This is a genomic window from Streptomyces sp. NPDC008086 (genome assembly GCF_042957325.1).
Lineage (GTDB): Bacteria > Actinomycetota > Actinomycetes > Streptomycetales > Streptomycetaceae > Streptomyces.
Map to the genome: position 1 here is coordinate 1,375,702 of NZ_JBIBIA010000001.1, position 26,832 is coordinate 1,402,533.

General features: G+C 68.1%; 20 protein-coding genes and 6 pseudogenes. 13 read left to right on the forward strand and 13 right to left on the reverse strand.

All coding sequences use genetic code 11. From position 1 onward, the window contains the following. Positions 1 to 33 precede the first annotated feature (33 nt). A pseudogene (locus tag ACFZBP_RS05785) lies at positions 34 to 896 on the forward strand (alpha/beta fold hydrolase). A 50-nt stretch (positions 897 to 946) separates the two neighbouring features. After that, positions 947 to 1,357 (forward strand): hypothetical protein, encoded by a 411-nt coding sequence (locus ACFZBP_RS05790; RefSeq protein WP_391410250.1) that lies wholly within the window; start codon positions 947 to 949, stop codon positions 1,355 to 1,357. Between the two features lie 27 nt (positions 1,358 to 1,384). Here the strand turns inward: ACFZBP_RS05790 and ACFZBP_RS05795 are convergent, their stop codons facing one another. The 4 genes from ACFZBP_RS05795 to ACFZBP_RS05810 form a co-directional block, all read right to left on the reverse strand. Continuing rightward, positions 1,385 to 1,756, reverse strand: a complete 372-nt coding sequence (locus ACFZBP_RS05795) for a DUF1330 domain-containing protein (protein ID WP_391410252.1) — start codon at positions 1,754 to 1,756, stop codon at positions 1,385 to 1,387. Between the two features lie 67 nt (positions 1,757 to 1,823). Continuing rightward, complete coding sequence (locus ACFZBP_RS05800; RefSeq protein ID WP_383456808.1) at positions 1,824 to 2,786, reverse strand: PDR/VanB family oxidoreductase; 963 nt, start codon at positions 2,784 to 2,786, stop codon at positions 1,824 to 1,826. A gap of 73 nt (positions 2,787 to 2,859) precedes the next feature. Continuing rightward, entirely contained in the window at positions 2,860 to 4,203 is a 1,344-nt protein-coding gene (locus ACFZBP_RS05805; RefSeq protein ID WP_391410255.1) for an SCP2 sterol-binding domain-containing protein, read from the reverse strand. A gap of 489 nt (positions 4,204 to 4,692) precedes the next feature. Next, positions 4,693 to 5,157: a winged helix-turn-helix transcriptional regulator gene (locus ACFZBP_RS05810; RefSeq protein WP_383456814.1), complete on the reverse strand. Its 465-nt coding sequence runs from the start codon at positions 5,155 to 5,157 to the stop codon at positions 4,693 to 4,695. Positions 5,158 to 5,271: 114 nt separating this feature from the next. Here ACFZBP_RS05810 and ACFZBP_RS05815 point away from each other — a divergent pair, with 114 nt between their 5' ends. Continuing rightward, positions 5,272 to 5,448 (forward strand): hypothetical protein, encoded by a 177-nt coding sequence (locus tag ACFZBP_RS05815; protein WP_383456817.1) that lies wholly within the window; start codon positions 5,272 to 5,274, stop codon positions 5,446 to 5,448. 395 nt (positions 5,449 to 5,843) lie between these two features. On the opposite strand, the gene ACFZBP_RS05820 is transcribed toward ACFZBP_RS05815, so the two are convergent. The 8 genes and pseudogenes from ACFZBP_RS05820 to ACFZBP_RS05855 all read right to left on the reverse strand — a co-directional run bounded on the left by ACFZBP_RS05820 (position 5,844) and on the right by ACFZBP_RS05855 (position 11,597). Next, entirely contained in the window at positions 5,844 to 6,398 is a 555-nt protein-coding gene (locus ACFZBP_RS05820; protein WP_391410258.1) for an SMI1/KNR4 family protein, read from the reverse strand. Between the two features lie 134 nt (positions 6,399 to 6,532). Continuing rightward, positions 6,533 to 6,874: pseudogene (locus ACFZBP_RS05825) on the reverse strand (kinase); the annotation flags it as partial. A gap of 7 nt (positions 6,875 to 6,881) precedes the next feature. Next, positions 6,882 to 8,042: an oxygenase MpaB family protein gene (locus ACFZBP_RS05830; protein WP_391410259.1), complete on the reverse strand. Its 1,161-nt coding sequence runs from the start codon at positions 8,040 to 8,042 to the stop codon at positions 6,882 to 6,884. 54 nt (positions 8,043 to 8,096) lie between these two features. Further along, positions 8,097 to 9,149 carry a polyprenyl synthetase family protein gene (locus tag ACFZBP_RS05835; RefSeq protein WP_391410262.1) on the reverse strand — a complete coding sequence of 351 codons (1,053 nt, stop codon included), beginning with the start codon at positions 9,147 to 9,149 and terminating at the stop codon, positions 8,097 to 8,099. Continuing rightward, positions 9,142 to 9,426: a polyprenyl synthetase gene (locus tag ACFZBP_RS05840; protein WP_391410264.1), complete on the reverse strand. Its 285-nt coding sequence runs from the start codon at positions 9,424 to 9,426 to the stop codon at positions 9,142 to 9,144. The genes ACFZBP_RS05835 and ACFZBP_RS05840 overlap by 8 nt, the downstream gene beginning before the upstream one ends. Before the next feature lie 204 nt (positions 9,427 to 9,630). After that, positions 9,631 to 9,861 (reverse strand): hypothetical protein, encoded by a 231-nt coding sequence (locus ACFZBP_RS05845; protein WP_383456831.1) that lies wholly within the window; start codon positions 9,859 to 9,861, stop codon positions 9,631 to 9,633. 312 nt (positions 9,862 to 10,173) lie between these two features. Further along, entirely contained in the window at positions 10,174 to 10,965 is a 792-nt protein-coding gene (locus ACFZBP_RS05850; RefSeq protein ID WP_383456834.1) for a hypothetical protein, read from the reverse strand. Further along, positions 10,962 to 11,597, reverse strand: coding sequence for an ATP-binding cassette domain-containing protein (locus ACFZBP_RS05855; RefSeq protein WP_391410267.1), 636 nt, complete (start codon positions 11,595 to 11,597; stop codon positions 10,962 to 10,964). The genes ACFZBP_RS05850 and ACFZBP_RS05855 overlap by 4 nt, the downstream gene beginning before the upstream one ends. Positions 11,598 to 11,921: 324 nt before the next feature. Here ACFZBP_RS05855 and ACFZBP_RS05860 point away from each other — a divergent pair, with 324 nt between their 5' ends. The 4 genes and pseudogenes from ACFZBP_RS05860 to ACFZBP_RS05875 form a co-directional block, all read left to right on the forward strand. Further along, positions 11,922 to 13,151, forward strand: coding sequence for a flavin-containing monooxygenase (locus tag ACFZBP_RS05860; RefSeq protein ID WP_383456838.1), 1,230 nt, complete (start codon positions 11,922 to 11,924; stop codon positions 13,149 to 13,151). Positions 13,152 to 13,814: 663 nt separating this feature from the next. Next, a complete protein-coding gene (locus ACFZBP_RS05865; protein WP_391410269.1) occupies positions 13,815 to 15,554 on the forward strand; it encodes a SpoIIE family protein phosphatase in 1,740 nt (579 codons plus the stop codon). Between the two features lie 524 nt (positions 15,555 to 16,078). Beyond that, positions 16,079 to 16,421 (forward strand): annotated as a pseudogene (locus tag ACFZBP_RS05870) (transcriptional regulator). Between the two features lie 5 nt (positions 16,422 to 16,426). Continuing rightward, positions 16,427 to 16,893, forward strand: a pseudogene (locus ACFZBP_RS05875) (nucleotidyl transferase AbiEii/AbiGii toxin family protein); the annotation flags it as partial. A gap of 109 nt (positions 16,894 to 17,002) precedes the next feature. Here ACFZBP_RS05875 and ACFZBP_RS05880 read toward each other — a convergent pair. Beyond that, on the reverse strand, positions 17,003 to 18,361 hold the full coding sequence (locus tag ACFZBP_RS05880) for an AbfB domain-containing protein (protein WP_391410271.1): 1,359 nt from the start codon (positions 18,359 to 18,361) through the stop codon (positions 17,003 to 17,005). A 441-nt stretch (positions 18,362 to 18,802) separates the two neighbouring features. On the opposite strand from ACFZBP_RS05880, the pseudogene ACFZBP_RS05885 reads away from it, so the two are divergent. From ACFZBP_RS05885 to ACFZBP_RS05910, 6 genes and pseudogenes are all read left to right on the forward strand, one after another. Further along, a pseudogene (locus tag ACFZBP_RS05885) lies at positions 18,803 to 19,138 on the forward strand (hypothetical protein); the annotation flags it as partial. A gap of 92 nt (positions 19,139 to 19,230) precedes the next feature. Then, positions 19,231 to 19,500: an RICIN domain-containing protein gene (locus ACFZBP_RS05890; protein WP_383456846.1), complete on the forward strand. Its 270-nt coding sequence runs from the start codon at positions 19,231 to 19,233 to the stop codon at positions 19,498 to 19,500. Between the two features lie 80 nt (positions 19,501 to 19,580). Beyond that, the gene (locus ACFZBP_RS05895; RefSeq protein WP_391410274.1) at positions 19,581 to 21,887 is read left to right on the forward strand and encodes a beta-L-arabinofuranosidase domain-containing protein; all 2,307 of its coding nucleotides are present in this window, start codon (positions 19,581 to 19,583) and stop codon (positions 21,885 to 21,887) included. 140 nt (positions 21,888 to 22,027) lie between these two features. Continuing rightward, positions 22,028 to 22,770: pseudogene (locus ACFZBP_RS05900) on the forward strand (non-reducing end alpha-L-arabinofuranosidase family hydrolase); the annotation flags it as partial. Between the two features lie 272 nt (positions 22,771 to 23,042). Then, on the forward strand, positions 23,043 to 25,697 hold the full coding sequence (locus tag ACFZBP_RS05905; RefSeq protein ID WP_391410276.1) for an RICIN domain-containing protein: 2,655 nt from the start codon (positions 23,043 to 23,045) through the stop codon (positions 25,695 to 25,697). Positions 25,698 to 25,898: 201 nt separating this feature from the next. Beyond that, complete coding sequence (locus ACFZBP_RS05910; RefSeq protein WP_391410388.1) at positions 25,899 to 26,741, forward strand: helix-turn-helix domain-containing protein; 843 nt, start codon at positions 25,899 to 25,901, stop codon at positions 26,739 to 26,741. The last annotated feature ends 91 nt before the right edge of the window (positions 26,742 to 26,832 follow it).

Below are 26,832 nucleotides of genomic sequence, written 5' to 3' on the forward strand. Positions count from 1 at the left end.
CACGCGGGTAGTCGGCGAGATGCGCAGCCCCGAATCAGTCCCACCATCCACATTCCGGGGACGACCAGCCACACCATCGCCCCGCGCGCGGGACTTGACGGCCGCGAGGGAACTCTGCGCTACCTCAAGGCGGGCAGCGGCGCACCCCTGGTCCTGCTGCACACCGTGCGCACCCAGGCCGAGCACTTCCGCCACCTCATCCCGCTGATCGCCGACCACTACACCGTGTACGCCCTCGACCTGCCGGGGATGGGCCACTCCGAGATCGTGCCCGGCGCCTCCTACGACGAGCCGGCCATGCGCACGGGCGTCGAGCGGCTCCTCACCGAACTCGACCTCCACGACGTGACGCTGGTCGGCGAGTCCATGGGGGCGGTGCTCGCCCTGACCACCGCGGCCGATCTCCCGGAACGGGTCCGACGCGTCCTCGCGGTCAACACCTACGACTTCCCCGGCGGAATCACCCGCTCCGGCCTCCTCGCCCGCGTGGTGATCAGCGGTGTTCTCGCCCCGGGCGTGGGACCCGTGATCGCCGGGGTGGAGCCCAGGCCCGCCCTCCGCGCGATCCTCCAGGGCGGCCTCGGCGACAAGAGCGCACTGCGCGCGGACTACGTGGACGAGCTCCTGCGGGTGGGCCGGCGCCCCGGCTACCCGACCGTCGCCCGGGCCGTGTACCAGGCCCTGCCCAGCCTCATCGCGGCCCGCTCGCGCTACCCCGAGGTCAAGGCCCCCGTCCACCTCGTCACGGCGAGAAGGACTGGTCCCACCCCTCCGACCGGGACGCCAACAAGAAGCTGCTGCCCGCCGCCGACTTCACACAGGTCCGGAACGCCGGCCACTTCATCGCCCTGGAACGGCCCGACGTCCTGGCCGACATGCTGAACCCGGTGGCCTGACACGAGAACGGCGTCTCCAGCGAGGTGACCGACGGCATCGAGCGGGACACGTGCGCGAGTTTCTGACGAGTCTTGAAGCCGCCCTCGGGCTGGAGCGGCTGGTCCGGAGCGCCCCACGGCCGTCGACGTCTCGCGGGAGCACCGACGCACGGGCCTTCGGACGTGAATGGCCGGGACGGTGGAAGGCCGACGCGGCGAGCCGACGATCCGTCCGCCGGGAGGAGGGCACGTTGTGCCGCGGAGGCAGTGGCCCTAGAGGCGGCCATGCCACGTATCACGGTCCTGGACAGCTCATCGGCTATCTCGTCGTGAACGTACGCGACCTCGGCCCCCGCGGCCTGGTACGCCGGGTCGAGCAGGCGCTGATCCACGCGGTGGGATCGCCCGGCTTCGAGGCGATACGAAGGGGCACGCCGCGCGGAACTCGCCGAGCGGACGCCCCACGCCCTCCGGCTCCGTAGCGATGCGGCGATGCGGCGATGCGCGTTTCAAGGCTTGAGCACGGCCAGTACATCGTCGAGCGAAACGCGGGCGGGGTCACTCATATCGGGACCCTCGAACGTCTGCCATACATAGGACGCCGTCCCGCTCTCGCGCAGCGGATGCAGGTCGGCCAGGCCTGGATCGTCCCGGAAGCTGTTGAACGCTTCTTCGGACTCCCACTCAACGAGAAACAGAACCTGCCGTGGCGCGAGGTCACCGGTCACGTCGTCGCGGAAACGGCCGAACGCCACCATTCGACCACCGTATTGCGGAGCCACTTCCGGCAAACGGCTGAAATACGCAAGGTACTTCTCCAGGTCAAGCACGTCGAACATATTCAGGGCGTAGAACTTCTTCTTCTGCGCATTCGCACTCATTGCCAACCCTCATCCACACCGTGTTTTTGTTCGGCCAATATGCCTGCTGGCCGGACCCCACCACCGATCAGAGGTCGAGGACCAGGCGGTTGCCCTTGGCTCGGGAGACGCAGATCATCATGGTGTCGCCGGCGGCGCGCTCCTGGGCGCCCAGGACCGAGTCACGGTGGTCGATCTCTCCGGACAACACCTTCGTCTCGCAGGTTCCGCAGATTCCCTCCTCGCACGATGTCATCACCGGCACACCGGCATTCTCGACGGCCTCAAGAATGGACATGTCCTCAGAGACCGTCAGTGTCTTGCCGGTCTGCGCGAGTTCGACCTCGAAGGTCGTGAGCGGCCCGTCGGCGACGTCGTTCTTCGGGGCGAAGCGCTCCAGGTGCAGAGATCCGCTCGGCCACTTCTCACAGCCGGCCTCGACCGCCGCGAGCAGCGGTTCCGGACCGCAGCTGTAGACGACTGTCTTCCGTTGCGGCTTACCGAGCAGCGAAGGCAGGTCCAGCAGCCCGTACTCGTCCTGCGGCCGCAGGCTCACCCGGTCTCCGTAGGTCCGCTGCAAGGTCTCACCGAACGCCATCGAAGCTCGGGTGCGGCCTCCGTAGACGAGACGCCAGTCGGCGCGGGTCGCGTTGACGGCCGCGATCATGGGCAGGATGGGGGTGATCCCGATTCCTCCGGCGATGAACAGGTATTTCTTGGCCTTCACGAGAGGAAAGTGGTTGCGTGGCCCGCGAATGCGCACCGACTCCCCTTCCGTGAGCACATCGTGCACGTAGCTCGACCCGCCCCGACTCTCCGGTTCACGCAGCACCGCGACCTGCAGACGGGATCGGTCCGCCGGGTCTCCGCACAGTGAGTACTGCCTGACCAAGTCGGCTCGCGGTATCAGATCGATGTGGGCTCCCGGCTCCCATTCCGGCAGCGGACGGCCTTCCGGATCGCGCAACGTCAGCAGCGCAACACCTTCGGCCACCGTTTCCTTACGTTCCAACACGAGGTCGAGCTCGACTTCGGTGCCGAGAGTGCTCATGATCGGCCCTTCCATTTTTACGGGGATGACTTACGGGGATGACTTTCGGGGGTCCGTGAACTTCCCTGACCGATCAGGACGGGAAGCAACGGCCGAAGTCGCGCAGCAGTCGGGGGGAGCCCTGCAACTTGATCTGGCGACGCACCAGGGCCCACGCCAGCAGCGTCGGCTTGGTGAGGAAACGCAGCCAGGTACGCGTGTCGGCGGTGACCCTGAGATCGGGCTCACCGTGATGTCCGTCGGTGACCTCGAGTTTGCGGTCGCGGATGGTCACGGTGATCTGCCGGGACTCGTCGCCGGTGAAGGTGAAGTGGTAGGTGGCGGACATGTCCTTGGCCTGTTCGCGCTGAAAGATCAGCGGCAGGCCTTCCACGAGACCGTCGATGCTGTTCGCGCGCAAGCTCATCGCCACGTGCTTCGTCCGCTTGTTCGGGAACTTCTTGGCCACGTGTTGCTCGGCGTCGGACCCCGGGACGACGTAGACGGTCTCTTCCTTGTCCACCAGCGGGCGCACAACGGTGGTCAGGTGTGACTTGCGATTGTCCAACCAGGGACCGATGACGTCCTCGCCGGCCGGGCAGACCGACATGCAGTAGGCGGCTTTGTAGTTGGCGCCGAAGGACAGGCTCTGCCACATGGACGCGCTCTCGCTGTCACTCACTCGCGAGCGGTAGTCGTCAGCGTCACGGCTTTCGGCGACCTGTTCGGCCCAGTCGCCGAAACCACCCATGAACTCACGGTAGTTGTGCGTGTAGCAGGCGGAGAAGTTGAAGTGACCGTCGGAGGCGATCGCCCCGGTCGGGCAGGCTGTCACGCACAACTTGCATTCCAGGCAGGGGTTGTACTCGATGGGCCGACTGTATTCGGTGACCTCGGCGTCGATGAGGATGGTGCCCAGCAGGATGAAGTTGCCGAATTTCGGGTGGATGACGTTGCGGTGGATACCCATCTTGCCGAGCCCGGCCGCCACGGCGACCGGCTTGTGCCCGACCACCCACGTCTTCCTCGGGAACTTGTCCATCTCCATCGGAAAACCCATGGCGGGGTTGATGGCACGCACGCCCATCGCCTCCAGCCTGCCCACCACTTGACGGCCGACCTCGTTGGAGTGGTCGCCCGTGTGATGAAACTCCAGGTTGGCGACCGAGCGCGCGGGAGTGCGGATGTTCTCCCGGTTCATTCGGGACACGATGCTGATCAACGTTCGGACACCCGGGAGCGCGGCGCTCAGGTCCTCTCGCTGGTCGGCGAGGTCCGGCCGGTCGATCTCGACGAAGCCGACGTCGTCCGCACCCGCGTCGAGACACAACTGGCGCAGCCACGACGCGTCCAGCGGCTCGGCGGGGCGGGCGGCGGTGCGGTCACGCCGGCGGGCTTGGACGACGGTGGGATGGTCTTCGAGCTTGTTCTTGGCCATCGAGCGTCACCTCACGGGGCGGGGTGTGCGATAAGTTTCATGAAGCAACTCGCACCCTAGCCTCGTACGTTTCGTGAAGCAACTCGCACCCGAGCCTGAACATCCCGTTGAGGCCCCCGCTGGCCGCGAGCACAACCGACCGTCACGGCAGGGGAGTTCGACGGCAGCGGTAGGAGAGCGTGGGCCGGTAGTTCACACCCGGCGGGCAGGGGTGGCAGATGCCGCGAGTCCGCCATCCGGTCGGCCGTCCACCACCGCTTCTGCCGCAGAGCCTGAACTCCGACCGCGGACCATGCCCGAGCAGAGCGCGTCGGCCGTGCCGCCAGCCGCCCTCACATCGGTACAGACGATGGCCGAACCAGGTGATGACGCGTACTCAGCAGAGCGAAGACGGGGGCCTTTGAACAGACGTCACGCGGGCAGCCACTGACCGTGACGCGGTACGCGCCCAGCCGGCAGCCACGAATCCGGCGAGGAACCTCTTCGACGTCAGACCGGCAAGTCGGTGAGTGCGGGGCCGGGAAGCATGCGAACGGCATCCGGGCCCACCGCTTGCCCGCATTGAGTGCACACGAGCCGCTCCCGAACGTTGCCTCCGCATCCCGCATGGCTCGTGATCCGCGGAGGCCCAGCCGGATCCGCCGCGTGCTCATCGCCCCAGTGCATCAAAGCGAGCAACGCGGTGAGCAAGTCCTTGGCCTTGCTCGTCGGCCGGTACTCATAGCGCGCGGGCCGCTCCTGGTAACAGACCCGATCCAGCAGCCCGTCGTCGACCAGCTTGGAGAGCCGGTTGGTGAGTACATTGCGGGCGACACCGAGGCTGTCCTGAAACTCCTCGAACCGGCGCAGGCCCAGCAGGGCGTCGCGAATGATCAGCAAGGTCCAACGCTCGCCCACAACCTCCAGAGTCCGGGCGATGGAGCACAGTTGACTGTCGTATGTTCGGCCCAACATGCTGCGAACTTAGCACGTTGCACCAAGCAACTGACAAGTTCGGGGCAGTCACCCACCCTCGATGCGGGCGACGAGCACAGCGGCTCAGCCAGGCCGGCCTCTACCATCGAGGACATGCCATATCGGGAGCCCGGCGGCCAGGCCACCGTCCGCCTCGGCCCCCTCACCCCTTCGCACGGGAAACACATCGAAACCGGCCAACGGATCAGCATGCACGAGGACCGGACCGTCGCCGGCACCGCGATCGTGCTGGAGGTTCACCTCCTGGCCACTGCCATTCCCACGACATGACGCCAGCTACCAGCCCCTTATCGGCGCAGATGCCTCCGTACTCCGCGGCGCTGTCGCAGGGTTAGGCCGACAAACACCTGCTCTGCATCAGCACGTCCGCCGCCGAGAGCCCTGAGCAGCCCGGCACGTCAAAGCCGGTACGGGAGATCCGCGACTCCAGCGAACTGCTGCCGCCCCCGGTCGACCTGGGTGACGACGAGCCCGAAGCACCGGAGACGGAGACGGCGAGCAGCAAGGCGTTCGACTTGGTGGCCCCCAACGAGTCCGTCGACAGACGACAGCCTCTCGCGGCGAAGGACCAGCCGACGTACGAGTTGCCAAAGAAGAAGACCGCGACGATCTCGGGGCGTCGGCCGCGCAGCGCCCAGTACTTCAGTTGGGGTTCGCCTAGCGGCTCATCGTCCCTTCCGCCAGTGCTCGAAGCGTGGCTCGGGCGTGAACTCCATGCCGTACGAGGGGAGTTCCTGGGCGAGCAGTCTGCGCAGGAACTCGACCATGCCGCAGGGGACGACCTCGCAGGTCTGCGAGCCATGACGGGCGAAGAGGAGGACGGGCCACTTGTCGGGGTCCGGGTCACTGGTCAGCCAGCACAGCATGTCGGCGTGCGAGGTGTAACCCCAGGCGAGGATGTGCTCAGGGTCCAGATCGAGACCCTCCTGGTCGACGCCCTCCTCCTCCCAGGTCAGACGGGCGTTCCCCGTCTCGTCCTCGAAGTCGTCAGGGGAGTGCTCGTAGGCCCCGGTGGGAAACGGCCCGAGGATTCCGAGCTCTCCGATCTCCTCCTGCGAGCCGATCCCGCCGACGCCGTACACGGCCATGAAGTCCATGTAGTCCCGGGGGAACCCGGTCCCCCACCGCGCCTCGGCCGCCTCCCAGTCGATGTCCTCGCCCGCGCCGGGAGGCGGAAGCAGCAGCATCCGCAACGCGGTCATCCCCGTTAGCTCTTCCATACCCGTCCCGCCCCTCCCTCAGGTCGGCGAGAGTCTAGTACTCCAGTTGCATGGCGCCATTTCTGCTTTCCAGGGGCTCCCTCACCATCCACCACCACGCCTAGCGCAACCGGACGAGGACTCGCCGGTCGGAGTCAGCGGTCCACGGCCGGCAGGCCATCGAGGCCGGTGTCGCGCATGATGCGATCGACGGTCGCGGCGAGAGTGCTGTCGGAGCCGATGACGGTCTCGACTCCGTCGGCCAGCACATCGCCCGCCCGGCACCAGTCCCGCGGCTGCGCTTCGCTGACGTCGTCGGCGAACGGCTTGGTGGCGTGCCGGGCGACGGTCTCGCCGAACGGGACGTCCAGGTGGTAGCCGTGGGTCGGGCCGCGGTGGTCGACGCGCAGTTGGGCGAGCATATCGCCGTAGCGGTCGGCGTAGGGGATGCCTTCGACGACGTGGAATCCGGCGTCCAGGGCGTAGCGGGCCGTCAGGACGCCCTCAAGCCACGGTCGGAGCGGGCGGAGTCCAGCGGTGGGTGCGCGGCACGGCGCCGCTGACGCCGAAGTCCTTTTTCAGCTGCTCGGGGATGGCGTAGTGCATGACGCGACCGCGGGTGAGGGATGACAGCTCCAAGATGGTGGTGAGGTGGCCAAGGCGGTCCAGGGCCCAGGCGCCGAACGGGGATCGGTCCTCGATGCCCTCCAGCACCCCGAGCAGGGTCGGGACGACCTTCGCGACGTTGTCCCAGGCGGTGCGGGGCACACGGAGCCAGTCGGCGCTGGTGTCGCCGATCAGGTAGCGGATGAGGGCTGAGACGAGGGGATCGAAGAAGGTGCCCGGGACGACTTCCTCATAGAGGTCGATCAGTTGCCTGGTCAGGTGGGCACCTTCCTCGGACGGGCCCATGTGGCGGATCATGTACAGGTCGAGGAACTGTCGGGCGTCCTCCAGGGTTTCCGGTACGGCGTCCTGGTCGACGCCCAGCATCGCTCCGACCACACGCCAGGCGTAGAAGTAGGCTTCGGCACCCTCGGTGGACATGTGGATGTTCAGGCGGTGCAGGCTGTCCAGAACGAGCAGGGAGAAGATCATCTGGCCGCCGATCATGTCCTCCTGGCAGATCGGCGTCCCGAGCGTCTCGGCGTCCCACCGACCCTCCCGCTTGAGATGGTGGCGGATCGACGCGTGCAGCAGGCGCACCTTCTGCGCGGCGGGAATGAAGCGGCTGCCGGCCTCGAAGGCGTCGGGCTGCATCAGGTAGACGGTGAACTGGCCGGTCTCCGCCATCCGTTTGGACGGGTAGTTCAGGCCGTGGGTCGCGGAGAGCAGCTTGGCGACGTGGGGGACGACGTAGCAGGCGGGCATGGAGGCGAAGGACAGTGCGGTGGAGATGTGGACGTTGTTGTCGATGAAGAACAGCCGTGCCTTCTCCATTTCCCCCCAGTCCACCCAGGCAGGCGGGACGCTGGTCGCGTGGAGGTACTCGCGCGCGACGTCGGGAAGCCCGTCGGGCAGGGGCGCGCCGGCGGTGGAGACGTAGCGCATCAGGGTGTTGAACTTGCCCACCTCTCCGCCTTGGAACAGGGAGGCCACGACGGCGTCGGCGAATTCGTCACCGGACTGGCGCAGGGCGTCCATCGAGACTTCGGTGTAGGTCATGTCAGCCGTCCTTCTCGGCGAGCCGTGCATCGTGCGGCCCGTTCGCACAGTCGGTCAGTGGTGACGATCGGTGGCGGAGTGGGCGAGATCAGTCAGGGCCCGTCGTGCCTGCGCAGGCATGGACAGTCCGCTCAAGTGTTCGACGGCCTGCTCCACTCGTGAGGCGATGAGGCCCTCCACGGCCTCCGGGGCCTTGAGCGCAAGCATCAGATCACGTACCTGGTGCAGACGCTCCTCGCCGAGATCGCGGCATCCCAACACCTCTGTCAACTGGTCGCGCTGTCCGGGAAGAGCGGCCTGCCAGGCTTCGGCCAGCAGTGTGGTGGGCCGATGACCGCGGATGTCGTCCATGCTGGCCTTGCCGGTGTGCTCTGGCTCGCCGAACAGTCCGAGCAGGTCGTCACGCAGTTGGAACGCCTCCCCCAGCGGCAGCCCGTAGGCGGAGAGCCCGCCCCGTAGCTCGGGAGCGGCACCCGCGAGCAGGCCACCGATGAGCAGGGGCTGCTCGACGGTGTACTTGGCGGTCTTGTATCGGACGACCTTCAGGGACATCTCTGTGTACGGTTCGCTGCCGGTGCTGAGGATCTCCAGGGCTTCGCCGGCTATCAACTCCCGGGCGAGTTGCGCCCACATCGGCCGAGCCCGGGCGAGGTAGGCGACGGGCAGGCCGCTGGTGGCGAACAACTGGCCCGCCAGCGCCATCAAGTGGTCGCCGACAAGCATGGCAAGGGAGCGGGCCGCCGCGTGCGGTCTCGGACGTCCGGTCACCGCGGAGCGCAGGGCGATGTGCGCGGTGGGCAGGTTGTGACGCAGCGGGCTGTCGTCGATGAGGTCATCGTGGACAATCGCTGCCGCGTGGACGAGTTCCATCGAGGCAGCCGCACGGACGAGCGCCTCGTTGTCGGGCTGGCCGGCCGCACGCCACCCCCAGTAGCAGAAGGCCGCCCGCAACCGCTTGCCGTGCCCCGCCGCCGCCTTCAGTTGCTCGGCCATCGGCGTGAGAGCGGGATCGATCCGGACGAGATGCTCGGCTTCCTCGGCCAGGAAGACTCGCACGACGTTGTCGATGCGCTCCTTGAAGGCGCCCGGGTCCCAGCCTTCAGGCATCGGCACCGGATGCCGCCCGCCGGGCGACAGCATGCTGGGCCAGCACCTCCAGGTGCGCGGTGGGGGCAGTGGCGTAGCGGTCCAGCACGATACGGCCGCGGGCCCTCAGGTCATGGTGCACATCCTTCGCGATCTCAGCACCGTCGGAACGGCGCAGGAACAGCCGGGCCGCCCCGACGGCCGTTCCGACGGTACTCACCGCCAGGTCGAGCAGCCCTGCGGCGAGCAGAACCACCTGTTCGTCGGCACGCGTTCCCTTGTGCGGAATGTCGGTCACGCTGGCGCTCCCTCGTACAGTCGGTCACGCACCGCCAGTCGCCGGCTGCGGCAGGCGTCGACTACAGCTTGACTTCCGCGTTCACTTCGCAGACCTGGGTTACCGGATCGGGTGACAAGCCTGGACGGACGTACGACCGGTCTCCTTCTTCGGCAGCGCCCCATCAGCTGGTCCGGGGCGCCCTTGCTGTCGGCCTGTGAGACGTCACCTGCGGGCCATCGGGTCAGGCGGTGTCACAAAGGGAGTCGCCATCGCTCCTCCCCGAGGCAGGCTGCGGTCGAGGCTGAAGCGTGTGGTCAGCAGTACGGCGTCACTGAAAGGGAAGGGGTCGGCCAGTCCGTAACCAGCGTTGTTGATCAGAAGATCGGGGACAGAGGCCGCCAAGCCATCGACGAGGCGGGTGACGCCCTCCTCAGTGGCCAGGTCAGCCGTCATGATGCGCGGGCTGTCACCACCATGGTCGAGCCGGGCGGCAACCTCCTTCAGAGCCTCCGCGCGTCGGGCAACCAGAGTGAGTTGGTATCCGGCCGCCGGGGAAGCTCCACTGAACCGGCAAGGGCGTTCGTACACCGCGACAACTGACTCTCACGACACACCCGCGCGGCCGCAGGAAAGTGGACGCCAGGGTCGCCGCTGCCACCCGCCGGGAGGAGCAGACCCGGCGTGAGCGCGCTGTTCCGTACTCCGCGAGGGAACACGGACGGAGGCCAATCCGGTCGGTGGGTAGGAAGACCGTCCTCACCGTGATCACCCTGTCTGGACTCTCGACCTGCGGCCCCGAGGTGAGCGCGACGTGCGGTGGGTGTGGAGGACGAGCAGCGCCAGGGCGCCGGTCGCTGCGGACCAGGCGAGGGAGAGCAGTCCGTGGGACCAGGGGATGTGTGGGGTCAGGGCTGCGCTCAGCGCCAGCTGGTTCACGCCGTACAGGGGGAGCGCGGACACGCCCGCGACATCCATGAGTGTGTTGAAGACGGGATTCTGCAGGCCGGTGTCGACCAGGCTGAGCATGATGATGAGGAAGAAGCCCTCCAGCTCGCCGCGGACCATGGAGCCGAGCAGAAGGCCGATGCCGCCGTATGCGAGGCCGGCGCCTGCGAGGGCCAGCGCCAGGGGTGCTGCGTGGCGTACGGGCAGTGAGATCCCCAGCAGGATCGTGGTATAGAGGGCCAGCGCGGCGGCGGTGAGGGCGACGGCAACGAGTTTGGCCAGCAGTATCGGCAGCCGGGGGTACCCGGCCAGCAGCAGGCGGCGGTCGACTTCCCGTGACTGGAAGGTCTCGGTGAAGGTGATGAAGCCGGCGACCATGGTGATGGCACCCAGCGCGCTGGCCACCTGCCCCGCCTGGCCGGCCGGGGCGAAGACGGAGGCGCTGAGGGCGTCCAGCCGGATGCGCACCACTTGGTCGGAGGTGCACAGGCGTGCCACGGCGATCCAGACGGGGATGAACGCGATCGCCAGAACCAGGGCCAGCCGGTTGCGCAGGTGGCCCAGCAGAGTGCAGCGCAGCAGCTCGGTGAATGCCGTCCGGGAGAGCCTCATCGGTCGGTCTCCTCGAAGTGCAGGCGCCCCTGGCGCAGGTGAGCGATCGCATCGAAGTGGTGCAGGTCGTGCAGCAGGTGAGAGACCACGATGACCGAGCGGCCCCGATCGCGCAGGTCGGCGGCCAGGGCCCAGAACCGCTGATGTGTGTCCCAGTCGAAGCCCTGGTAGGGCTCGTCCAGGACCAGCAGCTGCGGATCGTGCATGAGAGCGATCAGCAGGTTCAGCTTCTGTCGCGCTCCCCCACTGAGTTCGCCGACCTGCTGTCGCCGGCAGTCGTCCAGTGCCAGCAGCTCCATCAGCTCGCCGGCGCGCTCCAGTGTGGGCAGCCGGTAGGCCGTCTGGAACAACCGCAGATGCTGTCCGACGGTGAACGCGTCGTTCAGCACCGCCCGTTGTGGGCAGTACCCCAATGCGCCGGTCCGTGTCACCGTTCCGCGGTCGGGTGCGAGGTGTCCCACGGCGATCTGCAGCAGAGTGCTCTTGCCCGCGCCGTTCTCGCCGACGACCCCCACCAGCGCCCCGGCAGACACATCAAGATCCACATCGCGCAGGACCTGCCTGCCGCCGTACGCCTTGCAGACTCCGCTGATCCGCAGCCGCGGCCGATGTGACCGGTGGCGCGTCGTCACTGCCTGCACATGAACCCCTCGAATGATCGGACGGGTGGAGCGATCCGACCGGGGCCCGTCCCAGAGGCGGGGGCCGCGCAGGCTCATGTCCCCTGCTCTGCCCGGCTCATGACCGCTCAGCCGCGCCCGGTCCGGACGGTCCCGACGGTCCGGCCCTCGGCGGACCGATCCGCCACGCTGCTGCCCGGTGTCCAACGAGTCCGTACCGCTGCTGTAACGGCAGCCCCCCACTGTTCCGTTGAGCAACCGACACCACTACTTGACAGGTTTGGCGCCTCCCCGTCGAGCGTGACCCCCAGCCGCTGCCCGCCGTTGTACGAGGCGATGCCCCTGACACCACAGCAAGACCTCAGCGCTCCCTCGGTCGTGATCGGTGCGGGCCCCCACGGCCTGGCGACCGCCGCGCTACTGCGCCGCTCCGGTGTGCCGGCCGTGATCCTGGAACGCTCGGAGCGAGTGGGAGCGAGCTGGGCGCAGCGTTACGATCATTTGCGCCTGCACACCACCCTCGGTACCTCGAAACTTCCCGGCCTGTCGGTGCCGCGCCAAGCGGGCCCCTGGGTGAGCCGGGACGACTACGTGCGCTACCTGGAACGCTACGTCGTCCATCATCGGCTCGACGTCCGGGTGGGCACCCCAGTGCAGCGCATCGAGCGGGCCGAGCGAGGTTCGAAAGCACAGTGGCTGGTCCACACCTCCCACGGCCCGGTGCCTACCGGCGCGGTCGTAGTGGCCACCGGGCGCTGTCACACCCCGAACATCCCCGACTGGCCCGGACGTTCGACCTTCACCGGCACGCTGCTCCACTCGGCCCACTACCGCTCTCCGGCCCCCTACCGCGGGCAGCATGTCCTGGTGGTCGGCGCCGGCAACAGCGGCACCGAGATCGCCGGCGCCCTCGCCGGGGCGGGAGCCGAACGAGTACGGATCGCGGTCCGTACCCCACCCAACATCCTGCCTCGAGCCAGCGCCCGATGGCACGCGGTCGGCCGGCTGACGGAGGTTCTCCCGCTCGCGTGGCGCGACCGCACCTCCCTGCTGACACAACGCCTCGCGGTGCCCGACCTGACCTCACGGGGACTGCCCCGGCCCTGCACGGGCCTGTACACCCGCAATGCCCGCGAAGGAATCAACCCCGTGCTCGACCACGGTTTCGTGGACGCCGTCCGGTCCGGGCAGGTCGAGCCGGTCGCAGCGGTCCAGGCGTTCGACGGCCCCGACGTGGTGCTGGCCGACGGCACACGGCTGCGGCCCGACACGGTCATCGCCGCCACCGGGTACCAGCCCGCCCTGCACGACCTGGTCGGGTCCCTGGGTGTACTCAACGAGGACGGGCAACCCCTCATCGTGGGGGCACAGACCCATCCCGAAGCCTCGCGCCTGTACTTCACCGGATACACCAATCCCCTCACGGGTGTCCTTCGTCAGGCCGGCATCGAAGCGCGCGCCATCGCGCACGCGCTACGACGCGAGACGGTGCGGGTCCCCCTTCCCTCCCCCCGCGTCGGCGACCGCACGACCGACACACTCCACAGAGGGCACGCTTCGAGTTGACGCGGTCTCGGAAAGCTCGGTCCTTCAGTGGCGTCCCCCGCACGGCAACTGGATGGCATCGCGCCTACGGCGACACAGTCCCTGCCCTCCTGGGCCGCCGACCAGGACCTACCGGCCTCCCTCTCGCCAGCTGACGCCGACGGGCCGCCGCCATGGAGGCGGCTGGTGGATCGCGCCCATGCCCTGCGGCGGGTGCGGGCCGTCCCGGCGAGGAGAAGGTCGGCTGCCCGACGCGAGAAAGCGTGCGGAAGCTCCGCGGAGACGTATGCCGGGGGCTCACCGCGGCCTCGGCGCCTCGTACCGTTGATGACTCTCTGATACACGACCCATCCCACGCACCCGCTCGAGCAGCCTACCCACCTGACGCTCCGTCGGGCAGTGTCAAATGAACGTCAGCAGGGTCGCTCCATACACCCCATGGACCCGGGACAACGCGCCCTTCACCTCGCGAGAGGTCCCACGAAGCCGCAGGTCAAACCACCTCCCCGGCAGCAACCCAACCTCTCCTCATCACTCACGACCGACATTCGAGACTTCAGGGACGGCTCCACCTGCGGCACCAGGATGTGCTCGAGCAGTCGCAGCAGAGAAGACGAGCCTTCGGTGCATGCCGGGCTCCGGTTGGGGTACTCGCATCGATTCGGCTTTGAACAGAGGAGAGACATGGACGACGTCGCCCTTCCCGGCAGGGAAAATCATCCCCCGTCCGGGGATCAGGCGCGTTCCAGCGCCCTGCACGACGGAACGCTGGAAAGCCTGCGGGTGTCCGCCATCGCGGTCGATGACGATGGCCTCATCCTCGCGGTCAACAGTGCGGCCCAAAGCCTGCTGGGCAGGGAAGCCTCAGAACTCGTCGGTCAGGACTTCCACGACCTGCTGCACCGGGACAGATACGGGCACTCGGTGCCGCGCACGCGCTGCCGGATACGAAAGGCGCTCCTCACGGGGGACACCAAGCACGGCGACACCGAGTGGTTCGCTCGCGGGGACGGCACTCTCGTACAGCTGTCCTGGCTGGTCACGCCCTACTCACCCGGTCCCGGCGGACCAGGTGCGCTGGCGCTGCTGTACGCGCCGGAGCAGCCTGACGTTCGCCCCAGCGACGGCGGGCATTCCGCGCCGCTGACGGAGCTGGACCGACTGGCTCTGCTGGCGGAGACGACCACGCAGCTCACATCCACCCTGGACGTCGACGAGGCGCTGCACCGACTGGCGGCCCTGACCGTACCCCGGCTCGCGGACTGGGCCGTGTTCGACCTGCTCACCGAACGGGACGAGGTACGACGTGTTCTCGTGATGAAGCACAAGGACGGCATTCTCGTCGAGCGGGACGACCTGCAAGGCCCGATGCCTCCCGTGCCGGCGGAGTCGCCGATGCCCCTGTCACGGGCCCTGCGCGGCGCCGCCTCCTCCCTCGTCGGCCCCGCCACCTACCATGGTCCGCCCGACTCCGGCATAGCGGTCGAACAGCAGCGCCTGTTCACCACGACAGGTATGCACTCCGCCGTCATCGCACCCATTCGCGGACTGCGCGACGTACTCGGCGCCCTGACCCTGGGCCGCGCCCAGCGTCATGACGCCTTCACCCCTGCGGACCTGCCGCTGCTGGAGGACCTCACCCGCCGGGCGGGCCTGGCGCTGGACAACGCGCGCCTGTACCAGCGCCAGCGCAAAGTCGCCGAGACCATGCAACGCCACCTGCTGCCCCAGCTGCCCGTCCTGCCCGGACTGGCGATGACCGCGCGCTACGTACCCGCCCCGGACGCCTCATCCGTCGGCGGTGACTGGTACGACGCCTTCGCTCTGGCTGCCCACGCCCACGCGCTGGCCATCGGGGACGTCGTCGGACACGATCTCGACGCCGCAGCCGGCATGGCGCAGGTCCGCAACATGCTGCGGGCCTTCGCCTGGTCCCACCCCGAAGCCGCACCCAGCGCCGTCGTCACACAGCTCGACGAGGCAGTGATGCACATAGCCGAGGTACCCATGGTCACCATGATCCTCGCCAGGCTCACACTCGGTGACGACACACTGTGGCGCCTGCGCTGGACGAACGCCGGCCACCCGCCGCCCCTGCTCATCACCCACGACGGTCAGACCCGCTACCTCGATGAGGCTCACGGCATACTCCTCGGCACCGGAGTCACCAGACCTCGCCCCGACGCCGTCACCGTCCTGCCACCCCAGGCCACGCTCCTGCTCTACACCGACGGACTGGTCGAATCCCCGCACCGCTCCATCGATCACGGGCTTGACCGCCTGCGCCGAAACGCGGCCTCCCTCGCCCACCGCCCCCTCGACTCCTTCTGCGACTCGCTGCTGGACCAGGTCCGCCCCAGTGACAACGATGACGACGTCGCCATGATCGCGCTGCGCACACCCCCTCCCGCAGGACCCGCCTGACCCGGGCGTGGGGCAGATCAAGTGGGCGGAACGGGAGACATCACCTGGGAAGTCGCCCTACCGACGACGGCAGCCCCCGCGCTTCACCTTCCGCTGCGCATACGGCAAGACTCCACACCACGCACCTCGGGGAACAGGTCGAGCCCGCCCGGCCAGACCTGAGCAGCACAATAAACCGCAGGTCAAATGCCCTTTGCGGCAGGATCCAAAATAGCCAGGCACTCCACATGATGAGTCATCGGGAAGGTGTGCAGTCTGCCCTCTTCCAGGAAACATGCAGGTCAAAGGCAGTTCTGAGGGCGAAATTCAGACCCCCTGGAGAGCCTCGTGCGTCATACGTGCGTCACAGCCACAGCAGTGCGTCAGACGCGCGCGGATCCCGATCAATGCCATGGGCACAGGCTACGCGGTGGCAGGCCGTGCCGCCGGGACAGTGCGAGTTGCCGTCTCCCTCTCTCGAAGCGCCGCGGAATCGAGGGGGCAACGCCAGGAGCCCTCTGACCGGCAAACGCCAGATCAGGGGGGTGGGGAGGGACAGGAGACACGGGCGTCGGGAGAAACAGCAGGCACCTGGCGTGCCGGAGTCGCTGGACGAGCTGCACGGGCCGACCCACGGTGTCGTGGATCTGCCGCTGCACATGGCGTGGTCCGGGATGACCTCGTACGACCTGGGCAAGCCGCGCCAACGTATGGGCCGTACCGCACCGTCCTGCACGAGGGCCTGCGCGACGATCTGCCCTGCTACCTCAACCAGGACCTGCTCCTGCAGCTGTGGCCGGTGCTGCGCACCCTCGTCGGCCGCACCGTGCGCGCCGTATGGGAAGACGCCTTCCCCAGCTCGCCTCCCGCACCCGGGCAGCCGCGTGACGGACATGCCGGAGCTGCACACGCGGCTCCTGGCGGACGTGCCGCCCTCGCTCCCCGTACCCCCTGGTTCTCACCGGCGGGTACGCCCGTGCGGGCGCACCACCTCGTGAACCGGCCCAGCCAGGACCTCGACGTCGCCACCGAGAACCCGGCGCCCATGGCCGACATCGCGGCCGCGCTCCGTACCGGTCCCGAAACGCGAGGGTGGCAGGTGCGGACGCTGGAGACCGCCCCTCCGTCGGCCCGCTTCACCGTGTCCGATCCGGCGACCGGACAGGAATGCGAGGTCGACATCCTCCATGAGATCTTCTGACGGCCGGTCCCCCAGAGCCTGTACGGGCCAGTCCTCTCGGAGGAGGACGTGATCGGGGCCAAGGTCCGCGCCCTCGCCGACCGCGGAGCGCCCAGCCATGTCGTGGACGCCCGGCTCGCCGCCGCCCACCGCCGTCAGGCGGCCGGCGCTCTGCCCCACCTGCAACGGCGGCTCCGACCAGAAGTGGACCACTCCGACCGCCGACTGACACCGGCTCCCGGAATCTGGGCCTGACAGGCTCAGATCCAGGGAGAACATCGCGGACAGGTCAGGCCCAGGGGCTGACCACCGTGAAGGAGCTGTCGGCGCGGAACGTGTCCGTGTTCTGGTAGGGGTCCACGCGCAGGGCGTAGTTGTAGTGGCGGATGTAGCGGCCGGGGTAGTTGTACGACTCCAGGCGGACAGAGCCGGAGGCGCTGCCCGGGCGGGCGCAGTAGGTGGCGTCCTTCTTGAAGGTGTCGGTGCCATTGCTGCTGTCGAAGCGGACCCGGAAGTCCCAGTGGCGGAGATAGCGGCCGGAGGAGTCGCGGAAGGAGTAGCAGTTGGCGTCGGCGAGGCCGGGTCCGACGGTGAAGGTGGCGCTCTGCTTGACGGCAGTGCTGCTGGATGTGCTCACCGGGTCGATGTAGCCGAGGCTGTCGGAGCGCACCACGGCGTACCGGTCGGGGTAGTTGACCGACCGCAGCGATCTGGCGGCGTTGGTGGGCAGCGTGACACCACCGGGGACTGTCTCCTTCAGCACGGTGGCGTGGCGGATGAAGCCGGACAGCCCGGGCACCTCGGTGGGCGCGGACCAGGTGGCGAAGTTGTCGTAGCTGTCGCTGTACCAGTACTTCCCGGCACGGTAGCCGTCGTAGTAGATGCGCCAGCCGCCGTTGTCGAGCTGGACCAGAGCAGGACCCTCGACCCAGTCGCCGAAGCCGGCCCAGTCGCCCGTCTTACGCAGGGTGTAGGGGCCGGTGAGGCTGGAGGCGGTGGCGTACTCGATGTACTTCGTCGTCTCGTTCTTGGTGAACGCGTGGTAGGTGGAGCCGACCTTGACGATGAAGGTGTCGATGTAGTTCGGGCCGATACCCGACAGCTGGGTCGGCGCGGACCAGGTGGTCAGCGCTGCGTTGGTCGCCGTGATCTTGTAGGCGGTGAAGTGGGTGGCGGTGCTCGCCGCCGTCAGGGACACGATGACGTTGACGCTGCCGTCGGTGTCGATGAACCACTCAGGTGCCCAGGTGCGGGTCAGCCCGCTGATCGGGATCGTGTAGTTGTACAGGAACGTCCAGTTCACCCGGTCGGTGCTCCGGGCAAAACCGATCGTGTTCCCCGTCCAGTTGGTGGTGTAAGTGAGGTAGTAGTAGCCGTCGGTGTGCTTGAAGATGCTGGGGTCCCGGATCAGCCCGGACGGCGGGCTGTAGGCGGGGCCTTTCTGCAGGGTGAATCCGGTGGCGTCCGGCGAGTCGTACACATACAGGTTCGACTCACTGCTGTTGGTGAACGCGGTCATCGTGTAACGCGTGGCCTGCCCGGCCGGCGGGGCGGCGGCGGAGGCGGTGCCCTCGAAGACGGCGCCGCCCAGCAGGACCAGCAGCAGCGGGCTCAGAAGGGCGAGCAGCTTTCTTACGGTTCTGTTCAACTCTTCCTCCGGGCTCGGCCAGTCCGCTGGGCCGATCGCCGTGACGATGAATGCGACTGTTCGAAATGGCGACCAGTGTGCGGAACTTCGAGCAGAAGATAGGTTTGGGTCGTGGTTTCGTCAATGTTTCCGACGAGTACCGTTCGGTGCATTTCACGCCGCCCGGATCTCGAAGAAGCCGCACTGTCACACACGTTGACTTCCGCACGGGACACCCTTTAGTTTCGGCGCCGACCCCGTCCGGCAATTCGACCCACGTTCGGAATATCGGTCATTCGCGGTGCCAGAGCGGTCCGCCTCCGGAAGGAATCCACCCCCCATGCCCCGAACGGCGCGCTTTCCAGGCGCGAGCCCTTCCCCAACCCCACCGCCTGGACGCCCGACTTCGACGCCCTTGAGGTCCAGGCGGCATTTCGCGTGGGGAAACCGCCCGTCCACGCGATGACGCCTGAAGAGGGACGGTTCTTGGACATCATCAGACGACAGCTCGGCCGCCTCGAACTTTCCGGCCTCGCCGAAGGCCAGCACGCCGGGCTGTGCCACTACGCAGTCACCTACGCCGGGTTGGGCGTCCGGCGCTCCGGGACCACCACCACGATCGCGCACAACGCCGGCGGCACTCTGACCTACGGTCCGGCGATCATGCAGAACGCCGTGTGGCTGCGCACCACCTGGGACGTCAACGGAGTCAGCCGGTCCTCCTACAGCCTCGACGCAAACGTCTTTCCCTCGTCCGGCGGCACCTACCAGCCCACCTGGGGCGGATACCGCGGTGACCGGGTCGGCCTCTACACCTACAACCCGAACGGCACCGGCTACGTCGACGTCGACTCGGTGCAGCACACCATCGCGCCCACCAGGGTCTACACGTGCGTCAGCGTGCGCAGCGGCAAGGTCGCCGACGTCTACCGTGCGCCGACGCGGACGGCGCCGCCGTCATCCAGTGGCCCGACACCGGCGCGTCGAACCAGCAGTGGGCCTTCCAGTCCACTGGGGACGGCTGTCACGCCATCGCCTGTGTCCGCAGCGGCAAGGTGCTCGACGTCAAGGGAGGCAGTACGGCCGACGGTGTCGCGCTGACCCAGTACTGCGACGTCGGCAGTTCCAACCAGCGGACCTTCCATCGCGTCACCGGCTAGGGACCGTGAGGGGAGGAGGCGAAAGTCTCGCCGGGTGTCAACGGCCAAGCATTCACTCTCTCGTCATCGAAAGGTACAAGATGTCTTCCTTCGTCAGCAGACGGCGCCTGCTTCAAGTAGCCGGGGCCACGGTCGCCGCATCCGCCACGGGATCCTTCATGGGCGCATCTCCCGCGCAGGCGGCCGTCCCTCCCGCAAGGGCCGACATAGGGGTTCTGGCGCACCCCTTCGAACTCGGCCAGGTCCGGCTCACCGCAAGCCGGTGGCTGGACAACCAGAACCGAACGCAGAACTATCTGCGGTTCGTCGATGTCGACCGGCTGCTGTACAACTTCCGCGCCAACCACCGGCTGTCCACCAACGGCGCGGCTGCCACGGGCGGCTGGGACGCGCCGACGTTCCCCTTCCGCACCCACGTGCAAGGGCACTTCCTCACGGCCTGGGCACAGCTGTACGCGGTGACGGGGGACACCACCTGCCGGGACAGGGCAACCCACATGGTCGCGGAGTTGGCCAAGTGCCAGGCCAACAACAGCACGGCCGGTTTCAACGCCGGGTACCTCTCCGGCTACCCCGAGTCCGACTTCACCGCTCTCGAACAGCGGACCCTGAGCAACGGCAATGTGCCCTACTACACCATTCACAAGACCCTTGCCGGCCTGCTGGACGTATGGCGCCACATCGGCAGCACACAGGCCCGTGACGTGCTGCTCGCCCTGGCCGGATGGGTCGACTGGCGCACCGGCCGGCTGACCACCCAGCAGATGCAGACCATGCTGCAGACCGAGTTCGGCGGCATGAACACCGTGCTGACCGACCTCTACCAGCAGACAGGCGACGCGCGGTGGCTCACCGTCGCCCGGCGGTTCGACCACGCCGCGGTGTTCGACCCCCTGGCGTCCAACCAGGACAAGCTCAGCGGACTGCACGCCAACACCCAGGTGCCCAAGTGGATCGGGGCCGCCCGGGAGTACAAGGCCACCGGCACGACCCGCTACCGGGACATCGCCACCAACGCCTGGAACTTCACCGTCAACGCGCACACCTATGCCATCGGCGGCAACAGCCAGGCGGAGCACTTCCGCGCCCCGAACGCCATCGCCGGCTTCCTGAACAAGGACACGTGCGAAAGCTGCAACACCTTCAACATGCTCACCCTCACCCGGGAGCTGTTCGCGCTGGACCCGAACCGGGTAGCGCTGTTCGACTACTACGAGCAGGCGTGGCTCAACCAGATGATCGGCCAGCAGAACCCGGCAGACGACCACGGCCACGTCACCTACTTCACCCCCCTCAATCCGGGCGGCCGCCGCGGTGTGGGCCCGGCGTGGGGCGGCGGCACCTGGAGCACCGACTACGGCACCTTCTGGTGCTGCCAGGGCACAGGCCTGGAGATGCACACCAGGCTGATGGACTCCATCTACTTCCGCAGTGACAACACGCTGATCGTGAACCTGTTCGTGCCCTCGGTGCTCAACTGGTCGGAGCGCGGAATCACGGTCACCCAGACCACGACGTACCCCGTCGGCGACACCACGACCCTGCAGGTCACCGGCAACGTCAGCGACACATGGGCGATGCGCATCCGCATCCCGGGCTGGACCGCCGGGGCCACCATCAGCGTCAACGGCACGCGGCAGAACATCACCACCACCCCCGGCAGCTACGCCACCCTGACCCGGTCCTGGACCTCCGGCGACACGGTCACCGTCCGCCTGCCCATGCGGGTCATCATGCGAGCGGCCAACGACAACGCGAACGTCGCCGCGATCACCTACGGCCCGGTGGTCCTGTCCGGCAACTACGGTGACTCCGGGCTCAGTTCCCTCCCGTCGCTGAACACGTCCTCGATCACACGGACCAGCACCAGTTCGCTCGCCTTCACCGCGACCGCCAACGGCTCCACCGTCAACCTGGGCCCGTTCCACGACGCGCACGGCCACAACTACACCGTCTACTGGAACGCCGGCGGCAGCGTCCGTCTCGTCAACTCGGGCAGCGGTCTCCTCCTGGGCATTCAGAACATGTCCACGGCCGACGGTGGCCGCGCTCTGCAGTGGTCCGACAACGGCACCGCCGACCACGACTGGTACATGATCAGTGATGGAAACGGGTTCCGCTTCCGCAATGTCCACAGCGGCAAGGTGCTGGGGGTCTTGAACATGTCCACGGCAGACGGCGCGACCGTCCTGCAGTGGTCGGACAACGGCACCGCCGACCACCGATGGACGCTGCTCGACCAGGGAGACGGAACCTACAAGATCCGCAACGAGAACAGCGGCAAGTTGCTCGCCATCGCGAACAACTCCACCGCTGTGGGTGCGTTCGCAGTCCAGGACTCGGACGACGGCACTGCCGACAACCGGTGGCGCATCGTGAGGAACTAGGCCGCCGCGGAAGCACATCCTGGTCGGTCTCCATCCTCCACCGCGCTCGACTCTTCGACCTTCGTTCGATATCGAGCACAAAAGAGGTCGAGGCGCAGCACATCGGCAGTCCGGACGGCCTCTGACGGGGCCGAACCGGAAACGCTCAAATCTGGGACTGCACGGCGGGACCAACCAGCAGTGGACGCTGACGGACAGCAACCAGCTGACCGTGTACGGCAACAAGTGCCTGGACGTCCCGGCCACGCGACCACGGCCGGTACCCGGCCGGTGATCTGGTCCTGCAACGGCGGCACGAACCAACAGTGGCGGGTGAACGCCGACGGCACGATCGTCGCCGTGGAGTCCGGGCTGTGTCTGGACGTCAGCGGCGGCGCCACGGCCAACGGCACTGCGGTGCAGCTCTGGAACTGCAACGGGGGCAGCAACCAGAAGTGGACCAGCCTGTCCGGGATGCCCAACTCGTGTTCTCTTCCGTCGACATACCGGTGGACGTCGACCGGTCCGCTGGCGCAGTCGGCGAACGGCTGGGTGGCGCTCAAGGACTTCACCACCGTGACGTACAACGGCCAACACCTGCTCTACGCGACCGTCTCTGACGGATCGTCGTGGGGCGCGATGACGTTCCAGCCCTTCACGAACTGGTCGGACATGGCCTCGGCCGGCCAGACCAGGATCAGCGGGTCCGCGGTGGCGCCCAAACTCTTCTACTTCGCGCCCAAGAACATCTGGGTGCTGGTCTCGAACGGGTGGGGTACCGCCTGGCCCTTCACCTACCGCACGTCCAGCGACCCACCAACCAGGGCGGCTGGTCCGCGCCGAAGGGGCTGTTCACCGGGGCCGCCTCCCCGTAGGCAGCCCGATCGACCCGACCGTGATCGCGACGACCAGAACATTCCTCCCGGAGGCCGCCTACAAGATGATCTACGGCTACTGATCCGGGGCCGCTCGGGCGCGGTTCCGGCACCGGATCAGGGGCGAGGGCCTTCCTCCAGCTGGATCAGCGCCTACCGCGCCACGAGGTGATCTGAAAAAAGTTCCCGGCTCGCGGCAACCTGTGCGGAACCTGTGACGACAAGGAAGCGGATCCGGCCAGTTCCGGGGCCGGGATCCTGCTTTCCGCTGTTGAACAGTATGCAAGGAGAACGCCTCCCCATGAACAACCCCACGAACGGCGGGCGCCGCGGCCGGCACCGCCGTCGCTGGACCACCACCGCCGTGCTGCTCGGCGTGCCCGCCGCGGTCGTGCCGTATCTCCTGTTCGCGCAGGAGGACTCGCAGGCCGCCACGGTCGACGGCGATGCCTACTACCGTCTGGTCTCCGTGCGCAGCGGCAAGGTGCTGGACGTCAGCAGCTTCTCCACCGCCGACGGCACCCGTATCCAGCAGTGGACCGACCAGAGCACCGCCAACCAGCAGTGGAAGCTGAAGCCCACCGGGGACGGCTACTACGAGCTGGTGAACCGCAACAGCGGCAAGGTGCTGGGCATAGCGGGCAACTCGGCCGCCCGGGCAGCCGCCGCCGAGCAGCAGACCGACAGCTCCGCCACCTCCCAGGAGTGGCGGATCGACGATGTGAGCGGTTCCGACGCCGTCACCTTCACCTCCCGCAGGAGCGGCCAGGTCCTGGACGTCTCCGGAGGCTCCACGGCCCAGGGCGCGGCGGTCATCCAGTATCCGGGCCACAGCGGCACCAACCAGCAGTGGAAGCTGGTGAAGACGGCCCAGAGCCAGGCGTCCGGGACCGGCGGGACGCATGCCACGGCTGCGTCAGGACCGTACAGATGGAAGAACGCCCAGGTGGTAGGCGGCGGTTACGTCACCGGTCTGGTGTTCAACCAGAAGGAGAAGGGTCTGCTGTACGCGCGCACCGACATGGGCGGCGCCTACCGCTGGGACACCGGGGCCGAGCAGTGGATCCCGCTGACCGACTGGCTCGGTGAGAAGGACTGGAACCTGCTGGGCATCGACTCGGTGGCCACCGACCCCGTCGACCCGGGCCGGCTCTACCTCACGGCGGGCACCTACACCAACAACTGGGCGGGCAACGGCGCGATCCTGCGGTCCACCGACCGGGGCCGCACCTTCAAGCGCACCGATCTGCCCTTCAAGCTGGGCGCCAACGAGGACGGCCGCGGCGCGGGCGAACGGCTGGCGATCAACCCCGCGGACAACGGCACCCTGCTGCTGGGCACCCGCAAGAACGGCCTGTGGCGCAGCACCGACCACGGCGTGACATGGAGTCAGGTCTCCTCGTTCCCTGTCAAGGACGGGGCGAGCAGTGGCGCAGGCGTCTCCTTCGTGACGTACGGCCCCGCCGGCAGCAAGACGATCTACGTCGGCGTCGCCGACAGATCCACCTCCCTGTACCGCTCCACCGACGGCGGCAGCACCTGGCAGGCCGTCTCCGGACAGCCCACCGGCCAGATGCCACAGCACGGCGTGCTCTCCGGCGACGGCTCGCTGTACCTGACGTACACCAACGCCCTCGGCCCCAACGGCGTGACGGCGGGCACGGTGTGGAAGTACACGCCGACCGGCGGGGCGTGGAAGAACATCTCTCCCTCCCAGGGCAACTACGGGTTCTCCGGTCTGGCCGTCGACCCGCGCAGGCCGTCCACGGTGATGGTGACCACCCTCGGCCGCTGGTGGCCCGAGGACGAGATCTACCGGAGCACGGACGGCGGCGCGACGTGGAAGGCGCTGTCCGACAAGTCGGAGCGCGACGCCTCCGCCGCGCCCTACGTCGGCGACCACACCGGGCACTGGATGACCGCTCTGGCCATCGCCCCCTTCAACTCCGGGCACGCGCTGTACGGAACCGGGAACGGCATCTGGCGCAGCAAGGACGCCAACGCCTCAGACAGCGGCGGCACCAGCCACTGGAGCGCCGGCGCCCGAGGGCTGGAGGAGACCGCGCTGCTGGACGCGATCGCCCCGCCCGGCGGCGCCGAAGTCGTCACCGCCATGGGCGACCAGGGCGGCTTCCGCCACGACTCCCTGACCAAGGTGCCCACCGGGCGGCTGAAGAACCCGATGATGACCAACAGCACCAGCATCGACTTCGCCCAGTCCAAGCCCTCGATGATGGTCCGCGTCGGCCGTGGCGGCGACAAGGACGGCGCCTACTCCACCGACGGCGGCACCAGCTGGACCGGCTTCAAAACGGAGCCGGTGACCAGTGCCCAGGACGGCCATGTCGCGCTCGCGGCGGACGGCTCCACCATCGTCTGGACCCAGGCCGGCCAGGCCCCGTACCGCTCGACCGACAAGGGGGCGAGCTGGTCGAAGGCCGGCGGCCTGGGCACCGGCGCCGTGGTCGTCGCCGACCGCTCCTCGGCCAGGACCTTCTACTCCCTGTCCGGCGGCACCCTCTACGCCAGCACCGACGGCGGCGCGACCTTCACCGCCCGCGCCACCAGCCTGCCCGCCGACGGCCGGCTCAAGGCCGTCCCCGGCATCGCCGGCGACCTGTGGATCGCGGGCGACAGCAAGGGGCTGCTGCACTCCACCGACGGCGGCCGCACCTTCACCACCCTCACCACGGTGCAGTCCGCCTCCGCCCTCGGCTTCGGCAAGCCCAAGCCCGGCACCAACTACCAGGCCCTCTACCTGATCGGCACCGTCAAGGACGTCACCGGAGTCTTCCGCTCCACCGACAAGGGCGCCACCTGGCTCCGCGTCAACGACGACGCCCACCAGTGGGGCGCCATCGGCGGCAGCGGCGTCATCACCGGCGACCCCGACACCTACGGCCGCGTCTACATCGGCACCAACGGACGCGGCCTCCAATACGGCGACCCGTCCTGACCCACACACCCGAGCGGGGCCGCAGCCACAACGGCCAGCGGCCCCGCCATGGCTCACGGCCCGCTCGACACGCGCACCGGCGGAGCGGAGCACGGTCCGAGACCTTGACGACCGACGGCGACGCTCAGCAGGCCACGGTGAAACGGCCCGTCGTGGGCTGAAATCGTCCAGTGCTGGTAGTTTTCCGTCCTCGTGAAGCACGTGACACTACGGCTCGACGAGGCGCCCACCGTGGTCGACGCCGGCATCGGGGTGCACGGCGTCTCCACCGCCCACGACGTCTTCCGGCTGCCCGACCTGTGGCAGCTGCACCTCTACAACTACGAGGGTGCACTGTCCCTCGGGCAGTCGGTCCACCCCATACGCCCCGGCCACGTCAGCCTCGTGCCGCCGAACACGGAGGTGCACTTCCACTACCGGGGCAGATCGGAGCATTTCTACGTCCACCTGCGGCTGCACGACAGCGGAACCGCGCGGGTGGTGCCGGTGATGCAGGACGCCGCGGCCGAGAGCACACGCCTGGCCGATCTGCTCCGACACGCCGTGACGGCCATGCCGACCTCTCCATCGAGGGCCACGGCCGAGGTCTGGGCCGCTCTGTGGCGCGTCGCCGAGTTGCCGAGGGGCGATGGAGCCGGGCGCCGCCACCCCTTCGTGGCAGCCGCCCAGGCCTACGTCGAGGAGCACCTGGCCGGACCGCTGTCCGTACCGGACATCGCTCACGCCGTCGGAATCTCCCACACACACCTCACGCGCGTGTTCCGTGCCGAAACCGGCCTCACGGTGGTGTCGTACATCCGGCACCGACGCCTTCAACGCGCCCGCCACCTCCTGTTGTCCTCCACTCTGTCCATCACCGCCATCGCGGCGGCCGTGGGCATCGCCGATCTCCAGGCCTTCAACAAGGCCTGCCGCCGTGAACTCGGCGCGAGCCCACGTGACGTACGTGCGGCTGCCCCTGCGGGGCCGGACGGCCCAGGCCCGCACGAGAGCCCCATAGAGACGGCGCGCCTGCCGCTGAGGGGGCCTCATTGCTCGGCGTGACCCCGAGCGGCTGCGGTCCAGACCACGAGTGATCGAATAACCGTCGAAGCGTGCTCCCCGCCCAGCGGGCCCGCGTCGACACGGGGCAGGC

What these genes read in the sequence shown, in the direction of transcription:
- ACFZBP_RS05860 (WP_383456838.1), top strand. Translation starts at nt 11,922, where the DNA reads ATGCCCCTGACACCACAGCAAGACCTCAGCGCTCCCTCGGTCGTGATC.
- ACFZBP_RS05905 (WP_391410276.1), top strand. Translation starts at nt 23,043, where the DNA reads ATGAACAACCCCACGAACGGCGGGCGCCGCGGCCGGCACCGCCGTCGC.
- ACFZBP_RS05820 (WP_391410258.1), bottom strand. Translation starts at nt 6,398, where the DNA reads ATGGAAGAGCTAACGGGGATGACCGCGTTGCGGATGCTGCTGCTTCCG.
- ACFZBP_RS05810 (WP_383456814.1), bottom strand. Translation starts at nt 5,157, where the DNA reads ATGTTGGGCCGAACATACGACAGTCAACTGTGCTCCATCGCCCGGACT.
- ACFZBP_RS05830 (WP_391410259.1), bottom strand. Translation starts at nt 8,042, where the DNA reads ATGACCTACACCGAAGTCTCGATGGACGCCCTGCGCCAGTCCGGTGAC.
- ACFZBP_RS05895 (WP_391410274.1), top strand. Translation starts at nt 19,581, where the DNA reads ATGTCTTCCTTCGTCAGCAGACGGCGCCTGCTTCAAGTAGCCGGGGCC.
- ACFZBP_RS05865 (WP_391410269.1), top strand. Translation starts at nt 13,815, where the DNA reads ATGGACGACGTCGCCCTTCCCGGCAGGGAAAATCATCCCCCGTCCGGG.
- ACFZBP_RS05815 (WP_383456817.1), top strand. Translation starts at nt 5,272, where the DNA reads ATGCCATATCGGGAGCCCGGCGGCCAGGCCACCGTCCGCCTCGGCCCC.
- ACFZBP_RS05845 (WP_383456831.1), bottom strand. Translation starts at nt 9,861, where the DNA reads ATGACGGCTGACCTGGCCACTGAGGAGGGCGTCACCCGCCTCGTCGAT.
- ACFZBP_RS05850 (WP_383456834.1), bottom strand. Translation starts at nt 10,965, where the DNA reads ATGAGGCTCTCCCGGACGGCATTCACCGAGCTGCTGCGCTGCACTCTG.
- ACFZBP_RS05795 (WP_391410252.1), bottom strand. Translation starts at nt 1,756, where the DNA reads ATGAGTGCGAATGCGCAGAAGAAGAAGTTCTACGCCCTGAATATGTTC.
- ACFZBP_RS05800 (WP_383456808.1), bottom strand. Translation starts at nt 2,786, where the DNA reads ATGAGCACTCTCGGCACCGAAGTCGAGCTCGACCTCGTGTTGGAACGT.
- ACFZBP_RS05835 (WP_391410262.1), bottom strand. Translation starts at nt 9,149, where the DNA reads ATGCCTGAAGGCTGGGACCCGGGCGCCTTCAAGGAGCGCATCGACAAC.
- ACFZBP_RS05805 (WP_391410255.1), bottom strand. Translation starts at nt 4,203, where the DNA reads ATGGCCAAGAACAAGCTCGAAGACCATCCCACCGTCGTCCAAGCCCGC.